The sequence below is a fragment of the Cupriavidus sp. FW305-F7 genome, assembly GCF_058782875.1.
Genome location: NZ_JBYSYC010000041.1, coordinates 1 through 26,369 on the forward strand (window position 1 = coordinate 1; position 26,369 = coordinate 26,369).

General features: G+C 58.4%; 24 protein-coding genes and 4 pseudogenes. 16 read left to right on the forward strand and 12 right to left on the reverse strand.

The genetic code is table 11. The annotated features are described in order from the left end of the window. Positions 1-134, reverse strand: a 134-nt coding sequence (locus AC3WL8_RS30015) for a biotin carboxylase N-terminal domain-containing protein (protein WP_492379494.1), incomplete at its 3' end; no start/stop codon positions are given. Positions 135-425: 291 nt separating this feature from the next. On the opposite strand from AC3WL8_RS30015, the gene AC3WL8_RS30020 reads away from it, so the two are divergent. Beyond that, positions 426-608 (forward strand): hypothetical protein, encoded by a 183-nt coding sequence (locus AC3WL8_RS30020; protein ID WP_492379433.1) that lies wholly within the window; start codon positions 426-428, stop codon positions 606-608. Positions 609-705: 97 nt separating this feature from the next. Here AC3WL8_RS30020 and AC3WL8_RS30025 read toward each other — a convergent pair whose 3' ends face one another. Then, on the reverse strand, positions 706-1,683 hold the full coding sequence (locus AC3WL8_RS30025) for a Bug family tripartite tricarboxylate transporter substrate binding protein (RefSeq protein ID WP_492379434.1): 978 nt from the start codon (positions 1,681-1,683) through the stop codon (positions 706-708). Positions 1,684-2,399: 716 nt separating this feature from the next. Between AC3WL8_RS30025 and AC3WL8_RS30030 the strand changes: the two are divergent. Continuing rightward, positions 2,400-3,486: pseudogene (locus tag AC3WL8_RS30030) on the forward strand (IS630 family transposase). A gap of 64 nt (positions 3,487-3,550) precedes the next feature. Here AC3WL8_RS30030 and AC3WL8_RS30035 read toward each other — a convergent pair. From AC3WL8_RS30035 to AC3WL8_RS30055, 5 genes are all read right to left on the reverse strand, one after another. Then, complete coding sequence (locus AC3WL8_RS30035) at positions 3,551-4,873, reverse strand: MFS transporter (RefSeq protein ID WP_492379435.1); 1,323 nt, start codon at positions 4,871-4,873, stop codon at positions 3,551-3,553. Positions 4,874-5,073: 200 nt separating this feature from the next. After that, positions 5,074-6,708, reverse strand: coding sequence for an acyl-CoA synthetase (locus tag AC3WL8_RS30040; RefSeq protein ID WP_492379436.1), 1,635 nt, complete (start codon positions 6,706-6,708; stop codon positions 5,074-5,076). A 142-nt stretch (positions 6,709-6,850) separates the two neighbouring features. Then, positions 6,851-8,476, reverse strand: a complete 1,626-nt coding sequence (locus tag AC3WL8_RS30045) for a xanthine dehydrogenase family protein molybdopterin-binding subunit (RefSeq protein ID WP_492379437.1) — start codon at positions 8,474-8,476, stop codon at positions 6,851-6,853. 37 nt (positions 8,477-8,513) lie between these two features. After that, a complete protein-coding gene (locus AC3WL8_RS30050) occupies positions 8,514-8,687 on the reverse strand; it encodes a hypothetical protein (protein ID WP_492379438.1) in 174 nt (57 codons plus the stop codon). After that, positions 8,678-8,824, reverse strand: coding sequence for an NAD(P)-binding protein (locus AC3WL8_RS30055; RefSeq protein WP_492379439.1), 147 nt, complete (start codon positions 8,822-8,824; stop codon positions 8,678-8,680). Before AC3WL8_RS30055 ends, AC3WL8_RS30050 begins: the two co-directional genes overlap by 10 nt. A gap of 291 nt (positions 8,825-9,115) precedes the next feature. Between AC3WL8_RS30055 and AC3WL8_RS30060 the strand changes: the two genes are divergently transcribed. From AC3WL8_RS30060 to leuD, 6 genes are all read left to right on the forward strand, one after another. After that, positions 9,116-9,277, forward strand: a complete 162-nt coding sequence (locus AC3WL8_RS30060; protein WP_492379440.1) for a hypothetical protein — start codon at positions 9,116-9,118, stop codon at positions 9,275-9,277. Between the two features lie 83 nt (positions 9,278-9,360). Further along, on the forward strand, positions 9,361-9,648 hold the full coding sequence (locus AC3WL8_RS30065) for an isochorismatase family protein (protein WP_492379495.1): 288 nt from the start codon (positions 9,361-9,363) through the stop codon (positions 9,646-9,648). A 46-nt stretch (positions 9,649-9,694) separates the two neighbouring features. Further along, the gene (locus tag AC3WL8_RS30070) at positions 9,695-10,735 is read left to right on the forward strand and encodes a 2,5-dihydroxypyridine 5,6-dioxygenase NicX family protein (protein ID WP_492379441.1); all 1,041 of its coding nucleotides are present in this window, start codon (positions 9,695-9,697) and stop codon (positions 10,733-10,735) included. 222 nt (positions 10,736-10,957) lie between these two features. After that, a complete protein-coding gene (locus AC3WL8_RS30075) occupies positions 10,958-11,752 on the forward strand; it encodes an isocitrate lyase/PEP mutase family protein (RefSeq protein ID WP_492379496.1) in 795 nt (264 codons plus the stop codon). A 12-nt stretch (positions 11,753-11,764) separates the two neighbouring features. After that, positions 11,765-13,201 carry a 3-isopropylmalate dehydratase large subunit gene (leuC, locus tag AC3WL8_RS30080; RefSeq protein ID WP_492379442.1) on the forward strand — a complete coding sequence of 479 codons (1,437 nt, stop codon included), beginning with the start codon at positions 11,765-11,767 and terminating at the stop codon, positions 13,199-13,201. Positions 13,202-13,203: 2 nt separating this feature from the next. Then, a complete protein-coding gene (gene leuD, locus AC3WL8_RS30085; protein WP_492379497.1) occupies positions 13,204-13,812 on the forward strand; it encodes a 3-isopropylmalate dehydratase small subunit in 609 nt (202 codons plus the stop codon). A 305-nt stretch (positions 13,813-14,117) separates the two neighbouring features. Here leuD and AC3WL8_RS30090 read toward each other — a convergent pair whose 3' ends face one another. Further along, on the reverse strand, positions 14,118-15,002 hold the full coding sequence (locus tag AC3WL8_RS30090; RefSeq protein WP_492379443.1) for a LysR family transcriptional regulator: 885 nt from the start codon (positions 15,000-15,002) through the stop codon (positions 14,118-14,120). A 344-nt stretch (positions 15,003-15,346) separates the two neighbouring features. Between AC3WL8_RS30090 and AC3WL8_RS30095 the strand changes: the two genes are divergently transcribed. The 5 genes from AC3WL8_RS30095 to AC3WL8_RS30115 all read left to right on the forward strand — a co-directional run bounded on the left by AC3WL8_RS30095 (position 15,347) and on the right by AC3WL8_RS30115 (position 19,811). Continuing rightward, positions 15,347-16,108 carry an isochorismatase family protein gene (locus AC3WL8_RS30095; RefSeq protein ID WP_492379444.1) on the forward strand — a complete coding sequence of 254 codons (762 nt, stop codon included), beginning with the start codon at positions 15,347-15,349 and terminating at the stop codon, positions 16,106-16,108. 1,647 nt (positions 16,109-17,755) lie between these two features. Further along, a complete protein-coding gene (locus AC3WL8_RS30100) occupies positions 17,756-17,932 on the forward strand; it encodes a cyclase family protein (RefSeq protein WP_492379498.1) in 177 nt (58 codons plus the stop codon). Between the two features lie 97 nt (positions 17,933-18,029). Further along, positions 18,030-18,176, forward strand: a complete 147-nt coding sequence (locus AC3WL8_RS30105; protein WP_492379445.1) for a hypothetical protein — start codon at positions 18,030-18,032, stop codon at positions 18,174-18,176. Positions 18,177-18,217: 41 nt separating this feature from the next. Further along, positions 18,218-18,601, forward strand: coding sequence for a transporter (locus AC3WL8_RS30110; RefSeq protein WP_492379446.1), 384 nt, complete (start codon positions 18,218-18,220; stop codon positions 18,599-18,601). Next, positions 18,573-19,811: an adenylate/guanylate cyclase domain-containing protein gene (locus AC3WL8_RS30115; protein WP_492379447.1), complete on the forward strand. Its 1,239-nt coding sequence runs from the start codon at positions 18,573-18,575 to the stop codon at positions 19,809-19,811. Before AC3WL8_RS30110 ends, AC3WL8_RS30115 begins: the two co-directional genes overlap by 29 nt. A 67-nt stretch (positions 19,812-19,878) precedes the next feature. On the opposite strand, the pseudogene AC3WL8_RS30120 reads toward AC3WL8_RS30115, so the two are convergent. After that, positions 19,879-20,046: pseudogene (locus AC3WL8_RS30120) on the reverse strand (acyl-CoA dehydrogenase family protein); the annotation flags it as partial. Positions 20,047-20,333: 287 nt separating this feature from the next. Between AC3WL8_RS30120 and AC3WL8_RS30125 the strand changes: the two are divergent. The 3 genes and pseudogenes from AC3WL8_RS30125 to AC3WL8_RS30135 all read left to right on the forward strand — a co-directional run. Continuing rightward, a pseudogene (locus AC3WL8_RS30125) lies at positions 20,334-20,573 on the forward strand (3-alpha,7-alpha,12-alpha-trihydroxy-5-beta-cholest-24-enoyl-CoA hydratase); the annotation flags it as partial. A gap of 134 nt (positions 20,574-20,707) precedes the next feature. Next, on the forward strand, positions 20,708-21,289 hold the full coding sequence (locus AC3WL8_RS30130; protein ID WP_492379448.1) for a DUF2889 domain-containing protein: 582 nt from the start codon (positions 20,708-20,710) through the stop codon (positions 21,287-21,289). 399 nt (positions 21,290-21,688) lie between these two features. Further along, positions 21,689-22,906, forward strand: a complete 1,218-nt coding sequence (locus AC3WL8_RS30135) for an MFS transporter (protein WP_492379449.1) — start codon at positions 21,689-21,691, stop codon at positions 22,904-22,906. Positions 22,907-23,203: 297 nt separating this feature from the next. On the opposite strand, the pseudogene AC3WL8_RS30140 reads toward AC3WL8_RS30135, so the two are convergent. The 3 genes and pseudogenes from AC3WL8_RS30140 to AC3WL8_RS30150 all read right to left on the reverse strand — a co-directional run. Next, positions 23,204-24,172, reverse strand: a pseudogene (locus tag AC3WL8_RS30140) (IS630 family transposase); the annotation flags it as partial. Between the two features lie 35 nt (positions 24,173-24,207). Beyond that, entirely contained in the window at positions 24,208-24,894 is a 687-nt protein-coding gene (locus AC3WL8_RS30145; protein ID WP_492379450.1) for a nitroreductase, read from the reverse strand. A gap of 245 nt (positions 24,895-25,139) precedes the next feature. Further along, positions 25,140-26,369: a CaiB/BaiF CoA transferase family protein gene (locus tag AC3WL8_RS30150; protein ID WP_492379451.1), complete on the reverse strand. Its 1,230-nt coding sequence runs from the start codon at positions 26,367-26,369 to the stop codon at positions 25,140-25,142.

Consider the following 26,369-nt stretch of genomic DNA (forward strand, 5'->3'; position numbering starts at 1 on the left):
TGGAGCGCGAGGCGGTCTTCCTTCGAATAGATCGCCACCGTGCGCACATTCATCTCGGCGGCGGCGCGCATCACGCGAATGGCGATCTCGGAACGGTTGGCAATCAGCAGTGATTTGATCGGGGCGTAGTCCATGGGGCATACAGGAGAGCGGGCCGCCCGCGCGCGGGTGCGCATAGCGTGGCCGGAGAATCGGAAATTCGGTGCCAGGCGTGGGCTCACGCCTGGCCGCTAGTCGTAATGGGAAACGGGGGGGCGAATCCATCCAGTTGTCATGCCGGCTCACGGCGTCCGGTGCTCACGTTTCATACGATATCTGGGCTGATCGAGGGCCTCTTGCGCCTAGCATTACGCCATATGTGTTCGTTGCAGCCGGTCGTTCCAGTAAATTCAGCATTCTGCAATCGCAGTTCAAATGAAAAGATCTTGACAAAAAAAAATCCCAACGCAAGCTGGGATGTGAAGGCCTGGCGCCGCCCCAATAGCATAGGCCAGGCTGGAGACTTCGCGCGGCAAGAATCGGTGACGGACCCCAACCGCTGCACCGAACTGATTGTCGCTGCCTGGCGCAAGGAAGTAACCGCTGGCAAAGCCGTTTGCCGGATGTAAGGGAGTGCTCTCGCGAAATGCGGAGCAATTGCACTCACCCCTGGATCCATTGGCAGAATCACGCCCCAAGAGTGATACACCAATGCGCGCCTAGTGGTTACTCCGCCGTGATGCCCATCGCTTTGATGATTCTTCCGAAATGCTCTACATCCGAGGCGTTCATCTTGCTCAAGGTATCCGGGGTGCCTCCAATCGGGGACGCACCCTGCACAGCCATGCGCGCGATAACATCGGGCATCTTCAAAATTTCATTCAATTGATCATTTAGCCTCTTCACGACATCTGCCGGCAGCCCTTTGGGACCGAAGATCCCATACCCAGAGCCCAAGTCGACATTTTTGTAGCCGAGTTCGCTCAACGTGGGGACATCCGGCGCGAGTGGCGTGCGGCTACGACTCGAGACAGCCAACATAACCAGCTTGCCGCTGGCCAAAAATGGCTTGATTGTACTCAGTGAGGCATAGGCGAACGGAATTTGCCCCCCCAGCACGTCAGCGACCGCTTGCGAGACGCCTTTGTAAGGAACGTGCAAGAGATTGGCACCGGTCTCTTTGTTGACGACTTCACCGATGATGTGGAGGATGGATCCGGAACCAGCGCTGCCGTACTCCAGCTTCCGGCTCTTGCCCGCCGTAACCACGTCCTTGAAAGTCTTGAAGCCACCATTGGAACCCGTGACCAAGAAAACAGGCACATTTCCAACGGCGATGACCGGTGTGAAGTCCTTCAACGGATCATAGGCAACATTCGGGCCTAGCTTGCTCACCATGTGCGCGAACGAAATGCTATTTGGCACAAAGAGCAGGGTGTAGCCTGTAGGTGCTGCCTTTGCAACGTAGCTCGTGCCGATATTACCGGCGGCACCAGGTCTGTTTTCAACGACAACGGGCTGCCCTATGCGGGGAGTTAGCTTCTCTGCCAGCATGCGGGCAATGAGATCGGTGCCCGCTCCCGCAGCAAACGGCACGACGATTGAAATGGGCTTACTAGGATAGGGTTCGGCCAAGGCTGCGCCGGAGAAAAACGCTGTGGCAAAGGCTGCTGCCACAGCAAGCTTGCGTCGGATGCCGTTCATGATCGTGCACTCAAAAAAATGAAGCGAAAACGAGACTGCCGCAAAGCAACTCGCCAAAGTCACTGCCGGTGTGATTGCGCAGACCCCAGTCTGCGATGGGCGCACTCTCTCCCGCGCCGATCTAACATTAGCTACGTTTCGTAGTCATGTCAATACACATTGTATCTATTTTTGAGGTGTCGCGTCCTGACACAGACGTCGACCATCGCACGACACAATTCCATTAGATGCAGACCCTGGGCGATCTGGAAATGGACAACTTCTCCTGCCCCTACAACGCCTCCAGCGGCCGTGCTCGTTTAGAACCTGAGAGACTTCGCATGACACGCCCACCCTCCCGTCGCACCCGAAGACATGTACTACGGATCAACGCCGCATCGTTCAGGCAGTCTCCAAGCGGCGGAGGCCGTCGGCATCGCCCGAAAGCCGTATGTGTTGGGAGCAGAATCGCGACGCAACTCCCCGGTCCGACGATTTGCGATGCAGAGCGCACGCCGGCACCGCTTTGATGCCAGACAGGCAGCTTCACGAGTTATTGACGGCTGAATTGGCTCCTTAAGGCCGTCAGTTCCTCGAGGCAACTGGCATCGGATCCGGTGTCGACTGCAATCGATATACATCTCCAATCCCTGGCTAGTGTCATGAGTCTGAAATTCATTGCATTATTTGGCTCGCGTTGTACTCTGCATTGAAGGCACGCACAGGGCGAGGTAGCGATGAGGGGAAGACCAAAGGCGGAACTAATCTTGAGTGAGGCTGAACGCGAGCAGCTCAAGGCGCTGACGATGCGGCGCAAGACGGCACAGGCGTTGGCTTTGCGCGCGCGCATTGTGCTGGCCAGTGCTGAAGGCCTGGACAACAAGACCGTTGCCGCAAAGCAGCGTGTCGACGTGCATACGGTTTCCAAGTGGCGCTCGCGATTCGTCGCGGATCGCCTGGATGGGCTGCTGGATGCTCCGCGCCCAGGGGCGCCGAGGACCATCGCTGACGCACAGGTCGATGCGATTATTGCCAAGACGCTCGAATCCGTGCCAGCCGGGGCTACTCACTGGAGCACGCGCAGCATGGCTCGCGCGGCAGATCTGTCGCAGTCGACCGTGACGCGTATCTGGCGCGCCTTTGGGCTGCAGCCGCATAGACAGGAGACCTTCAAGCTGTCCAGCGACCCATTGTTCGTGGAGAAGGTGCGAGATATCGTGGGGTTGTACCTCGACCCACCGCTCAAGGCCATGGTGTTGTGCGTTGACGAGAAGAGCCAGATTCAAGCGCTGGACCGCACGCAGCCTATTTTGCCGATGGCGCCAGGCATCCCCGAGCGACGCACGCATGACTACATGCGCCATGGCACGACAACGTTGTTCGCCGCGCTGGACATCGCCACAGGAAAAGTTATCGGTGAATTGCATCGCAGACATCGCAGCAGTGAGTTCCTGCAGTTTCTACGCACGATCGAAGCCAACGTGCCACCCAAGCTCGATGTGCATCTCGTCATGGACAACTACGGCACGCACAAGACGGCGTCGATCAAGGCTTGGTTCGCTCGCCATCCACGCTTCCATGTTCATTTCACACCGACCTCCGCCTCGTGGATCAATCAGGTGGAGCGCTGGTTTGCAACCATTCACCGAACAATACATCCGCCGCGGCACGCATCGCTCAACCCGACAACTTGAGCAAGCTATCCGCCAATACCTTGACCTGAACAACGCCAACCCCACGCCTTTCGTGTGGACAAAGTCCGCCGATGACATCCTCGCCAGCATCAAGCGATTTTGTCTACGAATTTCTGACTCGGGACACTAGCGTAGCATTCCGAATGCTACGCCCGTCCGCGAGAACGGGCGCCGTATGTGTCGAACTCTTACGCTCAACCGGCCTTACCCGAAGAAGGCAATGGCTGGGACTGAGGCTGTATGTTGCCTAGATACAGGCGCATGGTACGTACCTTCAAGCCAAGGTAGCCAGTAACGAATGCGGCGACGACAACCGGGTAAAGCGGCACGCCGGGGCCATACTCGCGCACCAGCCACGCCAGCGTTAGTGGAGCAAGCCCGGCAAACACTGCCATACCGATGTTGTAAGGGAAAGCATAGCCGCTTTGCCGTACATTGGTGGGAAACAAGGATGACAAGAGGCCTGGTGTTAGTGCGCTGACGCTGGCGACGGCGACCCCCGGCATCACGAACATCAGGCCGAGATTCCCATGCGCCGCTACCGTGCTAGGAAGCAAATGGAAGAAGCCCGCGCCGGCGGCAAGCATTGCGATAGCGCCAATTCCGAGCGTGCGAGCCCAGCCCAGCGTATCGCTGATGCGGCCCCAGAGCGGCATCGATACAGCATATGCAAAGGTGCCCCACATACTTGCCTGGAGCGCGTCGTGTTTAGTCACACCGTACTCAGTTATTAGCAGCGTTGGCAGGTACTGAAAGAAGAGGGCACTGCCGCATGCCATGACAAACGCCAGAGCCAATCCGAATAAGCAGGCACCGACATGTTCCGTAAGGACGACCTTGAGTGGCGTTGCCTTTGCGAGTTGTCGGGACTGCTGGATTTGCGCGTAGAGCGGAGATTCCTCCAGGTGGCGCCGCAAGTAGGCGGCCGCCATGCCGAATACCCCTCCCAGCAAAAAAGGAAGGCGCCAGGCGAGCGAAGGAAGGCCGGTCTTTGCAGCGATCAGCGCGGAAATGGCGGCTGCACCGGCGCCGAGCAATAGGCCCACTCCCACCACGCCATGTAAGACACCGCCTGAGGTGCCCAATCGTGATTGAGAGGAATGTTCCGAGACGAAGACCGCTGCACTGGGAAACTCCCCTCCCACTGCGCAGCCCTGTAGCGTGCGCAGTACGAGAAGGGCGACTGGAGCAAATACACCAATCTGTTCGTACGTAGGCAGCACGCCAATCAAGAAAGTCGGCACTGCCATCAGAATGAGAAGGAAAATGAACATCTTTTTTCGGCCGATCATGTCGCCGAAGTGCGAAAGCACGATTCCGGCGATGGGCCGCACCAGGTAACCAACTGCGAAGATGCCGAAAGTCTGCATCTGGCTCACCCATGGCGAGGCACCGGGAGGACTGAATACCTCACTGATCGAGGCAGCGACGAACAGGAAGACAACGAAGTCATAGTACTCAAGCATTGCGCCCAGTGCGGCTAGACCGACTGTACGCATTTCTTTTCGGTTCAGCATCTCAGTTTTCCTTGTTAGCACCACCGTATGGGTGCTGTGGCTACGATTTGTGATACGCCGACGAACAAACCGAAGCTGTCGCAGTGGTCTGCTCCAGTCGTCGTGCAGTCCGGTCCCTTCATAGCAGAATCGCTCGCCCGTCTCACTATTAGTTGCTGAGATCTATGCAGTAGCAACCCGCCGGCACCATGACCTATCGGCTAAACGTCAATGGCCGCCTTTGCGCCAACCTGCCGGCGGAGTTCGAATTTTTGTATCTTTCCAGTCGACGTCTTAGGTAATGAACCGAAAACAATCGAACGAGGTACCTTGAAGCCGGCAAGTATCGTCTTGCAGTGAGCGATAAGCTCGCCCTCGGTCACGCTTGCGCCCTCTTTGAGTTCAACAAACGCGCAAGGTGCCTCACCCCACTTTGGATCCGGTCTCGCAACAACGGCAGCGGCCAGCACGGCTGGATGCAAGTACAACGCGTCCTCCACCTCCACGCTTGAGATGTTTTCCCCACCCGAAATAATGATGTCCTTGCTTCTGTCCTTGATCTTGATGTACCCGTCCGGAAGGCATACACCAAGGTCGCCGGTTCGAAACCACCCGCCCTTAAAGGCCTCTTGTGTTGCCTTCTCGTTCTTCAGATACCCCTTCATGCAGATATTGCCGCGAAACATGATCTCACCCATGGTTTCGCCGTCCGCCGGCACCGGGAGCATTGTGTCCGGGTCAAGTACTGCGACCCGGGACTGGAGGTGATAGCGAACCCCTTGGCGGGCTTTTCGTGTCGCGCGCTCGCGCTCCGGCAAGGCTGCCCAGCTTTCCTGCTCAGCACACACGGCGGCGGGTCCGTAGACTTCGGTCAAGCCATAGACATGGGTGAGACTGAAGCCCATAGCCTCCATCTGTGCAAGCACGGCCGCCGGCGGTGGGGCACCAGCGACCATGCCGCGCACTGGATATCGCAGGCCCTCGTGCCAGGATGATGGAGTGTTGGCTAGTGCCGAATGAACAATTGGCGCCGCGCAATAGTGAGTCACCTGTTCGTCGCGCATCAGGTCGAATACGACTTTGGGTTCAAACTTTCGCAGACAGACATTGACGCCAGCGCGTGCAGCGATGCTCCAGGGAAAGCACCACCCATTGCAGTGAAACAATGGCAGCGTCCAAAGGTAGATAGGATGCTTCGGCAAGTCCCATTCCAAAATATTGGAAATAGCATTCATCGCAGCGCCACGGTGGTGATAGACCACGCCCTTCGGATCGCCGGTGGTGCCGGAGGTGTAATTAAGCGCAATAGCATCCCATTCGTCAGCCGGTAGTTGCCATTCGTATTCAGGATCACCGGAGGCGAGGAAGCACTCATAGTCAGTAACGCCAACTCGCTCCGCGCGAGGCCCGAGGACATCTTCCACCGCAATAATCTTTAGTCCTGGAATTTCCCTCCTGATGCTCCGAGCCGCTTCTGCGAATTCGGTATCCACCATGAGCAGCCGCGCTTCACTGTGACGCAACATGTAGACAAGGCTCGCAACGTCCAAACGAGTATTGAGAGCGCTGAGGACCGCGCCGGCCATCGGTACACCGAAATGGGCCTCCACCATCGCAGGGATGTTGGGCAGAAGTGCGGCTACGACATCACCTTTGCCTATGCCAACCAGGCTCAACGCGCTTGCCAATCGGCGCGAGCGCGCGTAGGTATCTCGCCAGTTCTGGCGTATCGGCCCGTGGACAATGGCAAGAGAATCTCCGTAAACTTCAGCAGCGCGGACCAAGAAGTCCAGTGGCGTGAACGGCACAAAATTGGCTGGGTTGCGGCTCAAACCGCTTTCGAAATCTGTTGGCATAGCTATTTGTCTCCCCTTCGGGCAGGACAACGCTTCTGCGGGACCTGCCTACCTGAGATAATTTCTTAACCGTCTTGCCCAATAACTGTCTGACGATGTCGAGGCTGCGAAACGGTTCACAGTTAATACATCGATTGTTCTGTTAGATCCCCATGATTTTCATCACGTTATTTGGCGTGAGCGGCATCGTGGTGATCCATGGGCGGTAAGCACACAGCGCATCGGAAACAGCGAGAATGATCGCCGGCACAACACCAACGGCTCCACTTTCTCCTGCACCTTTCATCCCACCCAGCGTGAACTTGGAGGGCGTTTCGATGTGATCCACAATGATTTCCGGCACATCGAGCATGGTAGGAATCGTGTAATCGAGCAGCGTTGTAGCGACTGGCTGCCCATCCTCGCTGTAGCGTGCACCTTCCATCAACACAGCGCCGATACCTTGAACTACCGCACCAACAATTTGACCATCGACGATCTGTGGATTAAGTACCCGGCCGCAATCGTGCACAATGAAGTACTTCTCCACCGTAACAAGTCCTGTTACCGGGTCGACCGCGACCTGCGCCACATGCGATGCCATTGCATAGGTGGATGACGGCGGATCGTAGAACTCCAATGCATCCAGACCAATCGTTTCATCCTTGGGCATCTGACCCATGCCGATCATGTATGCGGTTTGCGCGATCTTTTCGAGCGGAATGCAACATTCCGGAATGCCGGCGACAAACGCCTTCCCTTCGGCAAGGACAATATCCTTAGGACTGACTTCGAGCTGATATCCGGCGATTCGCTTCATCTTCTCCGCGATGTGGGTACACGCCTTGATCACAGCACCGCCACCAACCACCGCTCCACGACTGGCGCCCGCCCCGGTGCCAAAAGGAACACTTGCAGTGTCAGAAGCCTCCACCGTAACATCTTCGATGTTGAGCCCGAGAGTGTCCGCGGCAAGCTGCGCAAACACGGTCGCATGACCTTGGCCCTGGGAGCTGACACTCACATGGACGCTCGCTTTTCCATCCGGCTCGATCTTGACGAGCGCTCCGTCGTACCCGGGCCACCTTGATGCTTGTCCCCGCGACCTGGTGATCGACGTACCCTGCCCTGTGTGATCGGCCATACAGGCGAGCCCAATACCTCTCAACTTCCCATCTTCACCCACCTTTCCAGATCGCTCTTGCCGGAACTGGAAGTACTGGGATTGCTCGAGCACGCGGTCCAGACACTCCGTGTGACTTGCCGTGTCATGGGTAACACCCACAGCATTCGTGTATGGGCGATCCTCTTTCTTGATGAGATTCCGGCGTCGCAATTCTACAGCGTCAATCTTGAGCTTCTCGGCAGCCTTGGTCAAAAGGCTTTCCATCGCGAATGTGCAAATTGGCGAAGCAACGCCGCGATACGAGGCTGTGGGCGCCGTGTTGGTTACCACCGATATAGCGTGATAGGCGTAATGCGGTACCTTGTATGGCCCCATCATGTGGTGGCCCGCTCCCGCAGCATCAAGACCAGCGGTAGTGACCCACAACGGGTAAGCCCCAAGGTTGACGACCGGCGTGTTGCGAACACCTAGGATCAACCCTTCATCGTCCATTGCTACTTCGGCATGAAATTGGAAGTCCCGACCATGCAGCAATGCAAGGTCTTCCTGCCGATCCTGCAACCGGTGCCGGGTAAAATCGGCCAATAGCATCCGTGGCTCCGCATCCGCGCCCACCCGGGTACCGTTGATCGACATCTCGATATGGATTACTTCGTCGCTCATCGCGCCTCCTCGGTGCTTGCCTTCTGTAGAGCTTGCTTCAGCAACGCGCAATCACGTGCTTCCGATAGGCGTCACTGGCATAGAGATCCGACATCGGATTGATCTCGCCGGCAGCGAGACTGGCGATGTCATCCAGATTTACCGCTAGACCACGAGCGGTCAACTCAGCTTCCGCACGAGTCAAGCGCACCGGCGCAGCATCTACGCCCATCGCCGCGATTGACGCATGCCGAATCCCTCCTTGGCTTGCTCATACACGGTCACATCAAAGCCTGCCTTCTGGAGCAGGACACCAGCGGTGAGGCCTCCCATCCCGCCCCCCCCAATGGCAATCCTTTGCCTTGTCATTGCTTCTCCTTGTAGCGTCTCGCGTGCCAGATCGCTGACTCATCAGCGTTGGCGAAGCAGGGCACTACGGTCTTTGTATGCTAGCACCAAAATGTACGATAGGTATAGATTTTTGCTACGACATGTAGTTAAATGCAGGGGTGGAAGATTGCCTTTCACGGAAGACACGGGAGCAAGCAATGGACAAGACCGAGCTGGATACGAACTACGCGAATACCGGATTCAACACACGGCTCGGTTTCGGTAGGAAACCCTGCCCTCGTACTGATTGACCTCGTACAAGCGTACTTTGTGGAGAACTCGCTGCTTTATCAGCCGCTGTTCGGGCCCAGCCTAGATGCGTCTATCCGCCTTCAGGCCGCAGCACGTGCTGCAGGGATTCCTGTGGTCATCACCCGTCTCGAGGTGCAAAAAGGCGGCGTCGGTGGAGGCGTCTTCTTCGAGAAGATTTAGAAGAGCCTGGAGTCATTTGAAGCCGGAAACCCGCTTGGGGATTTGGCGCCGGTTCTGGACGTGCTCCCAGCTGATATCGTCATCTGGAAGCGGTACGCCAGTGCGTTTTCGGAACGACGCTTTCCTCTGCGCTGACCGGTTTGGGCGTGGATACCGTCCTTCTAGCGGGAGTCTCGACCAGTGGGTGTGTACGGGCCACATGTGTCGATGCGATTTCCCACGGGTTCCGTCCAATGGTCGTGCGGGAAGCTGTGGGAGATCGTCACCCGAGCATTCAAGAGGCCAACTTGTACGACATGAATTCCAAGTACGCGGACGTCATCAACGAGCACGAGGCTATAGCCTACCTCGAGAACCTCACCTCGTTTTGAAGTAGGACGCTTTCATCGTATTGCTAAGATCAGGGAGATACCTCGTATGGATCAGGAGAAACTTGTTGCGCTTTTTCAGCTCGAATTTGAGCGCTGTAAGCTGAAGGAATCCGAAACGGCAATTGTGTTGTCAGGTGATAGGACCCCGGCAGCTTTTGCGCAAGCGGCATTGCAAGCGGTACGAAATCTCGGTGCCCAAGGATTCCAAATGCATATGCCTGCACCTATTGCCAAGCGCCGGCCGCGAGCAAAAGTCGGTTCGTACGTTGGACTGACACCGGTGACCGGGCAGCGCCTTGCCGTGGAAACCCTCAAGAAGGCGGACTTCGTAGTTGACTTGCTCCTGTTGCTCCATTCTCAGGAACAAGTCGAGATACTTAACGCCGGGACGCGGATGCTGCTAATTGTCGAACCGCCGGAAATCCTTGAAGCCAGGTATCCAACCGACGAATTGCGGCGCCAAATTGAGGAAAGTAGCGAAGTGCTGAAGCGAGCACGGACGCTACGTGTCACCTCGCCGGCCGGGACGGACGTGTCAATGGAACTGGGCGAATATCCAGTAATCACCCAGTACGGGCTGACGGACACGCCCGGACGCTGGGACCACTGGCCTTCGGCTTTCCTCTATACATGGCCAAACGAGGGGAGCACAAATGGCCGGGTGGTACTAAACACCGGTGACTTCGTCTGGCCACTGAACCGGTATCTCGAAACTCCTGTGACGCTCACCATCCGGGACGGATACATACGGAACATCGAGGGTGAAGGGGATGCGCAGATTCTACGGGATCAGATGGCCAGTTTCGAGGATCCCGAAGCATACGCTGTCTCCCATATTGGGTGGGGGGTGGACAAACGTGCGGAGTGGGACTCACTCAAGAAATTTCCGTCGAGCGTCGGGAATGACGTACGGTCTTTCGCCGGCAATGTCCAGTTCTCGACTGGACCGAATATCGAGGCAGGTGGCAATCGGCACACCATCGGCCATTTCGACATGCCAATGCTTGGCTGCACGCTGACGCTCGACGGTCACGCCGTCGTGCGTGATGGCGTCGTGGTCGAGCGGTTGCCTGCTTCCACGGAATAAGGCCTAACCACCCGGCGCCTTCCTTCCGCTAAGGTGACTCCGCCTCCCGGCGCCACAGGCTTGTACGCATTCATATGGCTGTGTCGCTTCCATGCTCTATTACCTAGGCCTATCAAGATGATGCAACGATTTTCCTCTCAACCCAGTGCCGCCGATCGTCGCGCCAAGTTTGCTTCGAGGCTGCGTGAGAAACGGCTGCTTTCCGCTCCAGGTGTCTTTGAAATGGTGTCTGCGAAGATGGCAGACTCGATGGGCTTCGAGGCACTCTACATGACGGGTTATGGCACCGTGGCCTCCTACCTTGGACTGCCCGATGCCGGCTTGGCGAGTTATGCTGACATGGTCAATCGAGTGCAACAGTTTGCCAGTATCACGTCGACGCCCATGATCTGCGACGCAGACACAGGCTACGGTGGTCTCTTGAATGTTATGCATACGGTTCGCGGATACGAGGCTGCTGGTGCCTGCGCGCTGCAACTAGAGGACCAGGACTTCCCGAAGAAGTGTGGTCATATGCTCGGCCGGCGGGTGATCCCGGCAGAGGCCATGGTGGAAAAGATTCGCGTTGCCGTTGAAAGCCGCGACGACCCGAATTTGCTAGTGATTGCTCGAACTGACGCGCGCACCACGCTCGGGCTGGATGAGGCATTGCGGCGAGGGGAGCTTTACGCTAAGGCCGGTGCGGATCTGCTGTTCATCGAAAGCCCGGAATCGGTGGAAGAAATGGAGCGCATTGGTCGCGCTTTCGATGTGCCGCTCATCGCCAATATGGTCGAAGGTGGTCGCACACCGGTACTTACGCGTGACGAACTGGAATCGCTGGGATATCGGCTGGCGATCTTTCCCGCGACAGCCTTCCTTGCCGCGGCAGCGGCGATGGAAAGTGTATTCCAGACCATCCTGCGTGATGGAGGTACGACGACTCTGGACACGCCGCTCTATGAGTTCCAACGGTTCTCCAAGCTGATGGGCTTCGATTGGGTTAGCGAGTTCGACCGTAAGTATGCTGCGGAGTAGCGGAGGCGGATCATGATGCGACGAACTCTCTTTGACAAGATCTGGGATTCCCACGTTGTAAGCGACCTGGGGGATGGTTGGGCATTGCTACACGTAGATCGGCACTTGGTCCACGAGCTCACCGGTGCTGCCCCACTAGTGGACCTGGAGCGCCGCAACTTGGCGGTGCATAATCCGGAGCTGGCGTTCGCGACTCCGGATCACACGGTCTCAAGTCAGCCCGGGCGTACCGGCAACACATATTCAGAAGGCAGCAAGCTTTATAACGATTTAAAGAATTCGGCCACTAACAGTGGCATCGAGTTCTTCGACATTGGGCAGCCTGGCCAAGGAATCGTGCACGTAATGGCACCGGAGTTAGGCTTGGTGTTGCCGGGACTTACCGTGATTTGCGGTGATAGCCACACCTGCACCAATGGTGGACTGGGCGCATTGGCCTTTGGCGTTGGATCCTCCGAAGTGGCGCACGCACTTGCCACCCAAACTCTGCGCCAGCAGAAGCCCAAGCGTATGCGGATCCTATGCGATGGCGAACTTGGGGTCGGCGTTACGGCCAAGGATTTGGCGCTCCATATTGTCAGAACCCTCGGAGCCATGGCAGGTGTTGGCTACGCAATTGAGTTCGCGGGTAGCACGGTGCGAGCGCTGGATATTGAAGCAAGACTTACGCTGTGTAACCTTAGCGTCGAGTTGGGCGCCCGCAGCGGCGTCGTGGCGCCCGATGAAAAGACGATTGAGTGGCTGCGTGGTCGGAGATTTTCGCCACAAGGCGACGACTTTGATGCCGCTGCCACCCAGTGGCGGTCTCTGGTGTCGGATGAAGGTGCCGTATTCGATCGCGAGGTACGCCTTGATGCGTCCGAGGTTGCGCCAACAATTACCTGGGGGGTGAGTCCTGATCAGGCCTTGGCCATCGACGGGCTGATTCCGAAACCAGAGAGTGCGCCGGAGGGGGAGCGCGAATCGTACGCTATGGCGCTCGAGTACATGGGGCTGAGAGGAAATGATCCAATTGCGGGGACGCCTGTGGACTGGGTATTTATCGGCTCGTGCGCAAATTCCCGTCTCTCCGATCTACGCGCCGCCGCAGATGTCGTGCGCGGTAGAAAAGTGGCCCAAGGCGTAAATGCGTGGGTCGTTCCCGGCTCGGAGCTTACTCGTCGTGCTGCGGAGGCAGAAGGCTTGCGCGATGTCTTTGAGGCAGCTGGGTTTCAGTGGCGTGAGCCCGGGTGCAGCATGTGCGTGGCGGCAAATGGAGAGCAAGTTCCCCCGGGCGAACGATCCGTTTCCACTTCTAACCGAAACTTCGTCGGCCGCCAAGGACCGCGTGCGCGTACCCATTTGGCGAGCCCTGCGATGGCTGCTGCTGCGGCAGTTGCGGGATACATCATTGATGTTCGAACGATGCAAGATAGGCCAATCTTTCAGCCTGGAGGAGACTCCGCATGACCATACAGCCGTTTACCGTGGTCGAAGGGCCAGCGGCGTCTTTGCTTCGTGCAAACGTAGACACCGATGTCATTATTCGTATTGAGCATCTACGGAGGTCGTCTAGGGGCGAGCTCGGGCGCTATGCGTTCGAGGTCCTGCGATATCGGCCAGATGGTACCGATGATCCAGATTTCACTCTGAATCAGCCGGCTTTTCGCGGCGCACCGATTCTACTTTCAGGCCCAAACTTTGGTTGTGGCTCATCGCGTGAACATGCTGTATGGGCATTGCAGGGGCTGGGCATACGCTGTGTGATCGCACCGAGCTTCGGTGACATCTTTTATGCGAATTGCTTTCAGAATGGTCTGCTTCCGCTGCGCATCCCCATGGATGTGGTGCAAAGCCTCGCCGAAAAATGTTCTGATGGCGCGCATTTGACGGTAGATCTTCGAACTCTCTCGATAGTGGCTCCGGACGGTAGTCTGAGCGCTTTTGAGGTGGACTCTCGTCGTCGTGAGATGCTCATTCTGGGGCTGGATGACATCGGCCTCACGCTTCAGGCCGATGCAAGGACTCGCGAATGGCAGGCTATGGACAGGGACAGGCGACCGTGGGCATGGCCCCGTTAGTCGATTCGAGATTCGAGGGAGTATTTCTTGTTCGACGAGGTCGTGAGAGTCCCGAGTGATCCGGGTTGACCCCGTTACGCCAGGCGGTAGCGCGAGGCTCGCAATTCGATGCGGCGATAGCAAAGCTATCGCTATCGCCTGGACACAGTAGAAGGAAGTAGCGAGTCAGGGACGCTCCCTCTACATGTTGACTGCACCGAACCGCTACCCCACCCTCTCCACGCGAACGCTGATGGACTTCATCCGACATCTTGAGCGCCAGGCTGAGAACTGGCAGCGCCGGAATCCGGCCGCTGTCTCGACGCTCAATCGTCCCAGTTGACGCCTTCGAAGCGCTCGGCAAGAAAATTGATCAGCGCTCGAACCTTTGGTGCCAGATGCTTGCGCGAAGGGTACACAACGTAGATGCCCAGTTCGACGGATCGATACTGCGGCAGGATTTCCTCCAGATCCCCTCGTCGCAAATCTTCATAAAGCATGAAGCTTGGCTGCAGCAGGATGCCACCCCCGCTGAGTCCAATCACCCTGCACGTATCGCCGTTGTTGCAGCGTACCGTTGCGCGCGTCTGAACCGTGCTCACTTCCCCATTTGGCCCCGTGAAACTCCATTCGTTACGCGAGGCGAAGTTGCTGTAAGCAATGACGTGATGGGCAACCAGGTCGTCGGGGGTGAGCAATGGCGCGTGGCGCGACAGGTATGCCGGTGCGGCGCACAGCCGCATTCGCGTGCTGGCCAGGCGTCGCCCGATCAGCGACGAGCTTTCCATGCGCGCGATGCGCACCGCGACGTCGAAGCCCTCCTCGACAAGATCGACCACCCGGTCGTTCAAGCTGATATCCAGCTCGATCTTCGGGTAGGCGGCCATGAAGCCGGCCCATAACGGCGCGAGATGCTGAACCCCAAAACTAAGCGGCGCATTGACACGCAATACACCCACCGGTTCGTCCGACCCAGACGCCGCCGCGTTCTCCGCGACTTCCATCAACGCCAGGATTTCTCGCACCTGCTGATAGAAATCGCGCCCTTCCTCGGTCAAGGACAGGCGTCGCGTGGTCCGGTGCAATAACCGCACGCCAAGCCGTGATTCCAGCGCATTGACGTAGCGCGACACCGCTGCCTTGGACATCTCCAGTGGTTCCACGGCAGCGATGAAGCTGCCTTTCTCCACCACCGTGCAAAAGACCTGCATCTCAAGTGCTCGATCCATATCATCCCACTAATCGGAACTATATATGATGGCACCATGGATCACGAATGGTTGTTCTGGGACAACCAGGACTTCATGCAGCAGATTGGAGTAGGCAAATAGCTCAACCTCAAGCGTCGACACCCCGGGTCAGCCGCAGCCACAGGAGCCTTCCTGACGCCAGTTTGCCGCTATCACTGGGGGTCGGCGTCCCGGCGCGCCCCATCAGCTTGAATTCCTGCCCAGCAGCCCTAGCATCTAAAGGGCGCGCGCCGGTTCTTGTGCAGGAAGCAATTCGCTGGCGCCCGCATCCCGTCGATGCAGTCACCAACGCCAGGGAGACCAACATGTCAGAGCGTCCCGCAGATGTGGTGAGCCCCATATCCAACCAGATCATCCCGCCAAAAGTTTCGGCTGACGAGGCAAGACGCGCAGGCCGCGTGCCTTATGACAAGCCGACAGCGGACAATGCGATGATGCTGTTCATCGACCACCAGATCGGCTTGATGGCCGGGCTGCGTGATTTCCCATCACTGTCCGCCATCAAGAGCAACGTGCTTGGCCTCGCGCTAACTGCTAAGGCGATGAAGTTGCCTGTTCTGATCTCCTCGTCGAACGCCCAATGGCAGAACGGTGATACCTTGCCCGAACTCAAGGAGATCTTCTCGGAGGAGCCAATTTATCGCCGGACCGGCATTATCAACTGCTATGAGGATCCGACCTTTCGCCAGGCATTTGAAGACCTTGTGGCAAAGACGGGACGGCGGCACATCATCATCTCGGGCGTCACGATCGGAACCTGCTGCACCTTCCCGACACTCTCGATGCTGCAAGACGGCTACGCCGTTTTCCCAGTCGTGGACGCCTGCGGCGCGTGGAACGCATACGAGGCACAAACTGCGATGTCCCGTATGGCCAATGCTGGTGCTTCACTGGTATCGACTTTCGCCCTCGCATGCGAACTACAGGCCGATTGGAAGCGCGAGACCGCGAATGACATGTTGGCGCCGTTTATTCAGAACCTGCCCGAATATGGCTTCGTGCTGCAGAACTTCTGGAACAACGCAAATCAGCATGTGGTGCCAGATCCCTTCGGCATGGTCAAGTAACCAATCATGGGCGCGATCTTCGAAGATGGCCATGCCCGGCTCGTTGCGATTCTTGAAGGCCGGCAGAAGTGCCCGCCTTGGGAGCATCTTCTCCCCCGCTTGCGCGCCTGCATGCATTGGTTCGGCGAGAAAGTCCGACGATACTGTCGGTGCAAAAAGAAGCTAACGGCCTGCGTCGCAGCGGCTCGCGTTCCGCTTTTAGCGGCGATACACAACCATGTCAATCGCGCCCAACGTTATCGAAGGCGGTGTCGTCCCGTAAATGTCCCGGCGGCGAAGGGCTCTCACGCGAAGCGCTGGTGGGGGCGGTCCTTCCATTGGTTGAATATGTGCCTCGCAGCCCTACTATGTACAAGGTCTCAGACATACCCAACCGGCCCAACACCAGACTGCGCGTTGGACCGATGCATCAACCGACACTGGGGACCGCTCTGTTAAAGAGTTGATCATTCCGCTGAATTGCACCACGCTGGGCGCTTTCGGGATCGCTTACGCACAGGGCGCGACTTCTCCGCGCGACCTGTATTCGCAAGGCGCAGACACTGGCGCCCGGGATCCGTATTCACAAGGGGCTCGCGCAGACAAATCCGACCCTTACACGGAGGGCGCGGCTAAGTCCACGAAACAGGAATTGGCGCCGAGTACAAGCGCGCCGCGCGATCCCTATACGCAGGGCGCAAATACTGGGGCACGCGATCCCTATACCGAGGGCGCTCGCACTATCAATCGCGATTTTCCATTCGACACATCCAGCCACGTGTGGGACCGCCGTAACCCGTTCTTCCAGGGAAATTGATCCAGTTGCCCGTTCTAGTCGCCAGCGACACTTGTTGAACCTCTGAGCAAGTCGCCCTCGGAGACGTCGGGGGCGGCCTTACTGGTCCGCCACTACCTCGGCAGCCTCCAGCGTGCTGGCTGGCACAGCGTACAGTCTCAGGTGCTGCATCTCGACGAGGTGTTCGTGAAGGAACCTGCGAGGAGAATACAACTCCCCCAAGGGTGGCCATGGCGAGAGGCAAGCCCCTGGTGAGCATAAGCTCTGTAGGGGGAGAGCCGGCAGCAGCACTTCGATAGACGCGCCCAGATAGACGCGCCCTCCATCATTCGTTGCGAGAGCAGCCACGCGGAAGCCGCGAACAGCAGGTAGCCGAATGCGACGTAACGTCGGGTGCCGACCAGCAGAGACCTCCCGTAGGTGAACGCCATGGCGCCGGCGAACCCAGTCGTGGTGAGCACCGCTCCGGTCGTCTGAAAGGTGAAGCCCAACCGGCCTTGCAACATGGTGGCGACAACGTAGGTCCAGAGACCTCCCAAAATGGTAATAGATGGCATAGAAAGCCGGTCCGACCAGGAAGCGACGGCCCAGAAGGAGCCGCGGATTGAGCCACGGGTCCGGGTGTCGGTGCAGATACGCAAAGGCGGCGACGACAAATACCAGTTGCCACTCCGCACTCTCGACGAGTTGCGCTGTGATCCCCGGGGCCAGGGCGACCAGCCACATGGAGCCGATGTTGAAGCCGATGAACAGTGGGCGACGCTCATCCGGGACCGGCCGGACAATACGACTGATACGATCCCGGTCGATAAATTCTTCGCCACCGCCTGCGTCATCGACTGCTCCCGGGAGCCGCAGAGGACCGGGACTTCCTGCTCACTGTCGACGTCGTCAAGGCATGGGAAGCCCAGCATGGGCGAATTCCACCCCGCTCCTGGGTGCTGATGCGTACCGACTGGTCAAAGCGCGCCAGCGCCGACGCGTACGTGAATGCGCGCGAAGACGCATGCACACGCTGGGTCCCGATCAGAAAGTTGTCCAGTGGATGATCGAAGAGCGCGACGGCCATGGATTTGGCGTCGAGGCAATCGCACCGATGCCGGCCAGGCCTGTGGCTGGGAGCTGCCTTTCCCGTGCGATTACCTGATGCATGGCAACAACCGCTATGGGCTTCAATGCCTGACCAACCTGGACCAGCTTCCCCCGCAAGGCTCGGTGATTGTCGCTGCCCCGCTGAAGATCAAGGATGACTCCGGCGGCACGCTACGCGTGCTCGCCTTGAGTCCGGGCTGATAGCCATCGATCGATTACGCCGTTGGCAAGCATATCTGCCCGTGGAGGGCGGCTTGAGTGGCTATTATCTGAAGCAGGTCACGGACGACAAGTTCAATAGCGCCGTGGTACCGGAATCGCCCGGCGTCTGGAGCCGGGGCCGACGTGGCGAGGTACTTGCAATCGGCCCGAGTGTGTCTTATACGAGTGCTAGGGAAACCAGCTCCTTTCCCCCAATGGCAGCACGAGGCGTAGGACCGGTTTGGCGACGACAAGCTATGGTTCAAGGTGGTCACGGCTTTCTCATGGAATGGGCCCGTGCTCGGCGTGCGCCGGCCACATGGGGCGCGAGCTGTGCCCGCATCGCCGTCAGAGCCGGCCCCAGTGGCGCTGCCACGAGACACCAGGAGGTGAAGCATGGCTTCCATTGGCCTAGTGTTCCCTGATTCCCGGCAACTCCGGGTGCGCGATGTCACGCTTTGCACGAGCGACGATTTCCAGACCCAGCGGGACAAGCTCGCGCGCATCATGCTGGACGCGATGTACCAGTTCGTGGGTCTGCTGGACGTGCACGGCACCATGCTCGAGATCAACCGTGCCGCGCTCGAGGCGATTGGCATTCGGCTGGACGACATTCGAGGGAAGCCGTTCTGGGAGGCCCGCTGGTGGGTGGTCTCGCCGGAGACCCAGGCGTTGCTGCGGGAACTGATCCAGCGTGCAAGCCAGGGTGAATTTGTCCGTTGCGACTTCGAAAACTACGGCCAAGCCGAGGGCGAGGAGAAGATCATTGTCGATTTCTCCCTCCTGCCGATCAGGGATTCGAATGGGAACGTCGTATTCCTGCTCCCGGAAGGCCGCAATATCACGGAGAAGAAGCGCGCCGAGGCCGCGCTAGCGCGGAAGAACGAAGAACTGCAGGCAAGCTGGGAATTGATCCGCCGCCAGCACGACGAGCTCCAGAGCCTCTATGACAGGATTCTCGCCGAGCAGAAATTGTCGGAGCGGCTGCTGCTCAATCTGCTGCCCTACCCGATCGCTGAACGGCTGAAAGCGCGTCCGGACCTGATCGCGAGCGGCGTTCCGGAACTCATCGCCGACAGCTTTCCGGACGTGACGGTTCTGTTCGCGGACATCGTGGCGTTCACACGTTTCTCTGCAGACATGAGCCCCGAGCAGTTGGTTGCCATCCTCAATGAGATCTTCTTCGAATTCGACACCATTGCCGACTATCGCGGCCTTGAGAAGATCAAGACCATCGGCGACGCCTACATGGCAGCCGCGGGGCTGCCGGAGCCGGCGCCTGACCACGCGATGCGGGCCGCGCATATGGCGTTGGACATGAGCGACGCGCTCACGCATTTCAACCAGCGCACCGGCTTCAACCTGCAGATGCGCATTGGCATCAACAGCGGCCCAGTGGTCGCCGGCGTCATCGGGAAACGCAAATTCATCTACGACTTGTGGGGGGCGGCGGTCAACACCGCCAGCCGGATGGAATCGCACGGCGTGGCCGGTCGGGTGCAGGTCACCGACGCGACTAGGCGGCTACTGGGTGAGTCGTTCCTGTTCGAAGAGCGCGGTGCAATCGAGGCGAAGGGGATAGGCGCGCTGCACACGTGGTTCCTAACAGGCAGGAATGATGCAGTTTCCGCATAATCCGCTCTTTTCCCACTACAAAGCAAAGCGTGCAACTCGTGCGAATTCGCTGCCTCGGCGCGTCCGCGACCAGGGCCGCCAGCCAGCCGGCCTCCGTCAGCGCATTGACGAAGGCCTCGGGATAAGCGCGCTGCTCGTCCACCTTGCGGAAGTACTCGTCGGGAAACTCTGCGCAAAGCGCGCGGATGGCGTCGCGGATTTCATGGAAGTTGTTCGATTGGGTCTGTTCGATCATGGCGCGTCGTTGGCTTGGGCCGACGGAGTTTGCGGCGCTTCGGTCCCACGGGATGGCCATGGCGACCGAGGCTGTCTTGGCCGCAATACTCGCTGCGATTGCTCCCTCGGGCAATCAGCCATTGCGAAAGCGCGCCTTCCACAGCGCTTAAGGCCGGCATCCCGCGGCCACGGGGGTGCCGGTTTTGCAATCGCCAAAGCCGGCCATTGGCATTGTCAAATAGCGCAAAACCCACTTTGGCGACATGCTCACGGCTATCTCCTGATGAAGACATAGGAACCCACCACATGGCAGTGAGCTACCAGCACCTCAAGCAGCGACCGTTCGCCCCCGTACGCCAGCGCTATACCGAGCGCGACACCATGCTGTACGGACTCAGCCTGGGGCTGGGGAACGATCCCCTGGACGCGGCCACCCTGCCCTTCGTGTTCGAGGGTGCCGCGGGAGGGCTACGCACGCTGCCGTCGCAGGCGGTGGTGCTAGGCTATCCCGGCTTCTGGGCGCGCGAGGCCGATACCCGCATTGAACTACTTGCCGATGATCTCACTATTGAACCGATACGTCAGGAGGGAAAGAAGCTGTTCGCTTCGGATGCGCCTGGTCTGGGAGTTACCCTCGACGAAGGAAAAGTGAACCGGATGCGGATGGATCGCGAATAGCTATGTCAAACTCGAAAACCAAAACCCTGGAATCTCAACGCGAAGAGCTTCACTTTCGCCGGATCGATATGCGGGCATACCGCCGCAGCGACGGACTGTTTGAGGTGGAAGGTTGGGTCACTGACCGAAAAGGCCATGATTTTGCCCCGCCAGGAGCTCGAGAGAATACCGTAAGAGCTGGTGATCCGATTCATGACATGGGGCTGCGGATAGTCTTTGATGAATCGCTGCTGGTTCACGACATTGAAACGTTCACCAGCACCGCGCCTTACGAATCTTGCCCTATGGGCGGGTACGCACTGAAGAGACTCAAAGGATTGCATATGACGAGCGGCTGGAACAAGGAGATTCGAGCGAAACTGAGCCCACCGGACAGGTGCACTCACCTCATGGAGCTTCTCGGTCCTCTCGCTACCACGGCATTCCAATCCCTCGCATACTTACGTGTACGCGTCATCGAAGCTCCTCAAGGTGAGGGACGATCCTCGAAGATCGATAGCTGCTACGCATACGCTGCCGATGGGGAGCTCGTGCAGCGCCTCTGGCCAGCGTTCCAACTGACAGAAGCCAAAGCTCCCAAGTAAATCGAGATTTAGGGAGCCACAGCCCAAGGAAGAACATCCGCTTCCTTCGGCTACGATGCGCCCGAACTCCAGCGCCGGCAGACCAGCCGTCGGTCTCAGTGGCTTAAGAGCCATCGATCAAAAGTGCTATATCGCACCTGTGCGAGGCAACTTCAGATGCTGGGGGCAAAAAGGCACTCTGGCTTGGGCAGAGGGCACATGGCTTGACTTCATAAATTATCCGCCATATATTTGGCCGACCAAATATATGGTTTAACAGATGGATTGGTTTGCCGAGGGCAATTCATCCGGGGCGCCAAACCATCCACATATGCGACGTCAGGAAGGCGCTCGCTGGCCTGGAGCACGCTTTCCAAAGAACACACTGTGTATTTCGTGACGCTACCTGAGGTTCAGCCAATGGACATCAAACCCCGCCCTTGGCTGGCTATGGGCACCATCTTTGTATCTCAGGTGCTGATCTCGTTCGTGCCAGCGATCGCGCCGGTAATGGCTCCCGACATGGCACCTCGGCTAGGCGTCAGTGCGGACAGCGTGGGCATCTTTTCGGCCCTGACCTATGTGTCGGCTATTGGCGGCGGTCTCGTCGTCGCGCCTTGGATTCCCTGGCTCGGTCCAGTTCGTTCGATGCAGATCATGCTGCTGGTGACAGTTATTGCAGCCTCGCTCGCGGCATTCAACACGCTGCTTGGTGTCATTCTGTCTGCGCTGGTGTTGGGAGTCTCATTAGGTATTCCTCATCCCGCCTTTACGGCGATTCTGGGCCGGCACACCCCGAGCGGGTCGATGGGGCTATTTCTGTCTCTGCGGTTCGCTGCGGCTCCGATCGGAATTGCCCTAGCGGCACTGGTTGTGCCTGCAACCACCGCCTCGATAGGCGAGCGGGGAACGATCGTTGCGGCGGCAGTGGCTTGCGCCATTGCTGCACTTGCTGTTGGACGGACGGTTGCGGCGCTGGATTGGCGCTACGGCAAGCGCCCTCCCAGCGTTGACCTGACCTCTGCAGTCCGAATGGTTCTTGAACACCCTGCTTTGCGCCGTCTGGCCTTTGTCTGCATGATTTTTGCCATGGTCCAACAAGGATTTCAGGCCTATGCAGTGTTGCTACTGGTTGGACTAGGACTGCCGCTAAAGACGTCCGCGGGGCTACTTGCAATGTCGCAGTTTGTGGCGGTCATCGGAAGGATTGCGATCGGTCATGCGTCTGACCGGTGGGTGCGCCCCCGAGCGATGCTTGCGGTCTATGGTCTCGCCATGAGTGGAGCTTTTATGGCAGTGAGCGCGCTCCCGCACGCCCCGTCCCAGGTACAAGCAGGCGCCGTCATGAGCATGATCGCTGTAACGGCGATGGGCTGGCCAGGCTTGATGACCTCCGAGTTGCTGCGGCTTGTACCCCTGGCGCGGATCGCGCAATGCTCGAGCGGCAATCAGGTTTTCACCTTCGGCGGCGCTGTCATCGGCCCTTTCATGCTTGCCACCGTGCTGGAGCAGGGAGTCGGTTACGCCGTGGCCTTTGTCGGGCTAGGAGGGCTGGCCTTTGTAGCAGGTGTGCTTATGCTGGCCCCCACTCACGCTCGATTGAAAAATAGTACCAACCGGGAAACCTCCATCGAGTAAACGTCCGAGTCGGCGGCGTGATTGAGAGAGATCCTATGAAGGGCCGCGGACCCAAACTGAAGTAAAGCACTCTCGTCTCTCCAATGGGGCACTCAAGTAGCCGTGCCTGACACAGCGCTGCATGGGCAGATACGCCGATGACGCCCCACAACCCAGATAGTGGCCTTTCTCGAGCGCAAGAAGTATAGCGTACGCCTGCTCCACCCCACCACGCGCCGCCTCAGCCTGGCAGACGTCGGCCGGGCGTTTCCCGAGCGCGCGCGCACTATCCCGACGGACATCCACTAGTACACTGCGTCAGTTAAATGGCACCGGGCGAATTCGCCGAGATAGGTCGTTGTACTTCCACTTGATGGGTGCCGGATTCTCGTTGTGCTGACGGATATAGCGCATCAGTTTCCGGTCCATGTCCTTCACGGAAGTAAAGATGCCGCGACTAATTGCGTTACGCTGTATACGAGAGAACCAATTCTCCACCTGGTTCAGCCACGAAAAGTATGTGGGCGTGAAGTGCATGTGCACGTGCCGATGGGCCCGCAGGAATTCCTGGACGCGCAACGTCTTGTGGCTGCTCACGTTGTCACAGATCACGTGGATCTCCTGACCATCGGGCTGGTGGACCACGATATCGGTCAGAAACGCCACGAACTGCTCGTTGGCGTGGCGCGCCGCGGTCTTGCCTAGCACTTCTCCGGTGGCCGTGTTCACCGCGGCAAACAGGCTCCAGGTGCCGTTGCGCTTGTACTCGAATCCATGGCTTTCGGCACGCCCGGGCGACAGTGGCAACATGCGGTCTTTGCGATCCAATGCCTGGATCGCGGTCTTCTCATCCACGCAGAACACCACCGCATGCGCCGGCGGGTTCAGGTACAAGCCAATGACGTCGGCAACCTTGGTCTCGAAGTCCGGATCGTTGGAGATCATGTGCTGCGCCAGTCGATGGGGGCGCGGACCATGTTTGCGCCAGATACGTTGCACGGTCGAGACCGACACGTTGCCCAACTCTGCGGCCAGCTTGTAACTACTCCAATGCGTCGACCCGTCGGCCGGCTTGCGCTTGAGCGTGGTGTTCAACACACGCGCCTCAAGCTTCTCCGGTGCGCGCGCTGGGGCTCTGCCGGGATGGCGTGCATACAGGCCCGCCAGCCGCTCGGCCAGAAACCGGCGCGACCAACGTGCGATAGAGCGCGAATCGAAACCGAGCCGCTGCATGATCGCGTCACGCGATTCCCCGTCTTCGAGCATCAGGATCAATCTGGCTTGGCGTTACACTCCCAGTGCTGACTTCTCTCCTCGCTTTCTTAAGCGCTTCCTTGCCATTGTACGGCGGTCGCCGCGTCCGCTCGTCGGGTGCGAAAGGAATTCGCAGGATGAGTCTGGTCAGCATAGCCTAAGGAAATGCCACATACGACCAAGCGGTCGGGTGGCAAGCCAAAAAAGTCACGCACTCGCTGCGGTCGAGCGGCAAGCGCTGCCTGAGGGATTGTAGCAACGCCCATGCTTGCGGCTGCAAGCAAGAAGTTCGCAACGTATGCGCCACAGTCAACAGCTCCGTACACTCCCAGCGCTTCGTCTGTGGTGATCATCGCCACATGCGGAGCACCAAAGAGCTGAAAATTCCTATGAGCCTGGTGTGCGGATGCGGCTCGGTCACCTCGGGCAATACCCACGCTTTCGTAAAGCGCCAGGCCGCACTCACGTCGCCGCTCGCGATAAACGCCGCGAAACTCCCGCGGCCAAGGAAAGTCCGGGCCTTTCTCGTCAGGCTGTGGCGGTGCCACCATGACCGCACGGAACTGATCCGTCGCTTCACCTTGCGAAATGTGTACTTGCCATGGTTGCGCGTTGCACCAGGATGCCGTTCGCTGTGCCAACTCAACGATGCGCTGCAGAATGGCCCGGGATACAGGCTCTGGTCGGAAGCCGCGGCAACTAAAACGCTGCAACAGAAGGTTCTGCAATACTTCTGCGTTGAGCTCGTCATTCATGAAAGTAGTATCTCGTTTGGAAACGTCATGTTCGGGTGTCTGCTTTTGCGCCGTGGCTCGTGTCCCGGATTGGTTATCCATACGGCGTGCAACTTCGCCATTGACGACTAGATTGCGACCCCAGTGCTCGAGTTGATGGGGCGCGGACGCCAGAGGCGTTGGCACGGGTAGACAGCGCAGCGCATTGAACAACTCAGCGTCCTCGGGGTGCACTTTGTTCCATCCCGGGTAGGGGGCGAGGATGTCTATTGAGTTACACCCGTGCGCAGCATTTCATCGATCTCCTCTTGGGCGAAACCTGCTTGCGAAAGAATCTCACGGCTGTTCTCACCTAGCAGCGGTGCAGGTCGATAGCTTGTCGGAGGCGTGTACAGCCATTCGCTCGGCACCTTCATCTCGCGAATAGTCCCGACATGAGGATGGGTTACTTCGTGAAAAAATCCAATGTCGCGCAGGTGCTCGTCGTCCAACAGACCCTCGAAGGTGTGCATTGGAAAAACAGGGATATCTGCTACCTTAAGTGCTTCTTGCCATTCCGCGGTCGTCCGATTCTGCAGTTCCCGTTCGACGAACGCGCCGAGTTCCTCTGCGTGAACTGTCCGAGTCGTCATGTTGGCAAGGCGCGGGTCAGTTCCCCAAAGATGCGACTTCCCTATTACATCCAGAAAGGCAATCCAATGGTGGTCGTGATATATGGCGCAGCAGACGTATGCATCCTTCGTCCGGTATGGACGCCGAGATTTGGCCAGTATGCGGGGGTACCCGAAATCATCTTTCGGTGGAACGAACCTCTCTCCATGAAAATGATCGCCAAGCACGTATGGCACCATCGTTTCGAACATCGGCACGTCGACTTGCTGTCCTTTGCCTGTTTTCTCGCGGCTGTAAAGGGCGGCGAGGATAACGCCGAAGGCATACAGGCCAACCGAGCGGTCTGCCAGGTTTAGCGGAACGTAGCGCGGCTCACCATCTGTGTTCTGGGCAACCGCCCAGGGCAATGCGACGGCCGCCTGTATGAGGTCGTCGAAGGCCGGAGAGCGCGCGTAACGGCCGCGCTGTGAGAAGCCAACCATGCTCACGAAGACAAGCCTCGGGTTGACCGCAGCCATGTCGTCATAGGTCAGGCCCAGACGCTCCATGCCGTTCGGGCGTACGTTGGTTGCAACGACATCTGCCGTGCTGACCAGACGGAGAAACGCCTTACGACCCTGCAGTTTCTTCAAGTCCAGCACGATGCTGCGCTTGTTTCGGTTAAGCCCTAGAAAGAAGGGCCCCATCCGTTGTTCGCCACAAGGGCCGATTTTTCGCGTTGAATCGCCACCGGGGGTTTCCACCTTGATGACATCGGCGCCTAGGTCGCCGAGCGTTTGCGTCGCGAGCGGCCCCATCAGCACGGTCGTCAGGTCGATGACTTTCAAACCCGCCAGTGGGCCAGTGCGCTCACCTCTGGGCGCGGAGTTGTCAGCACTACTCAT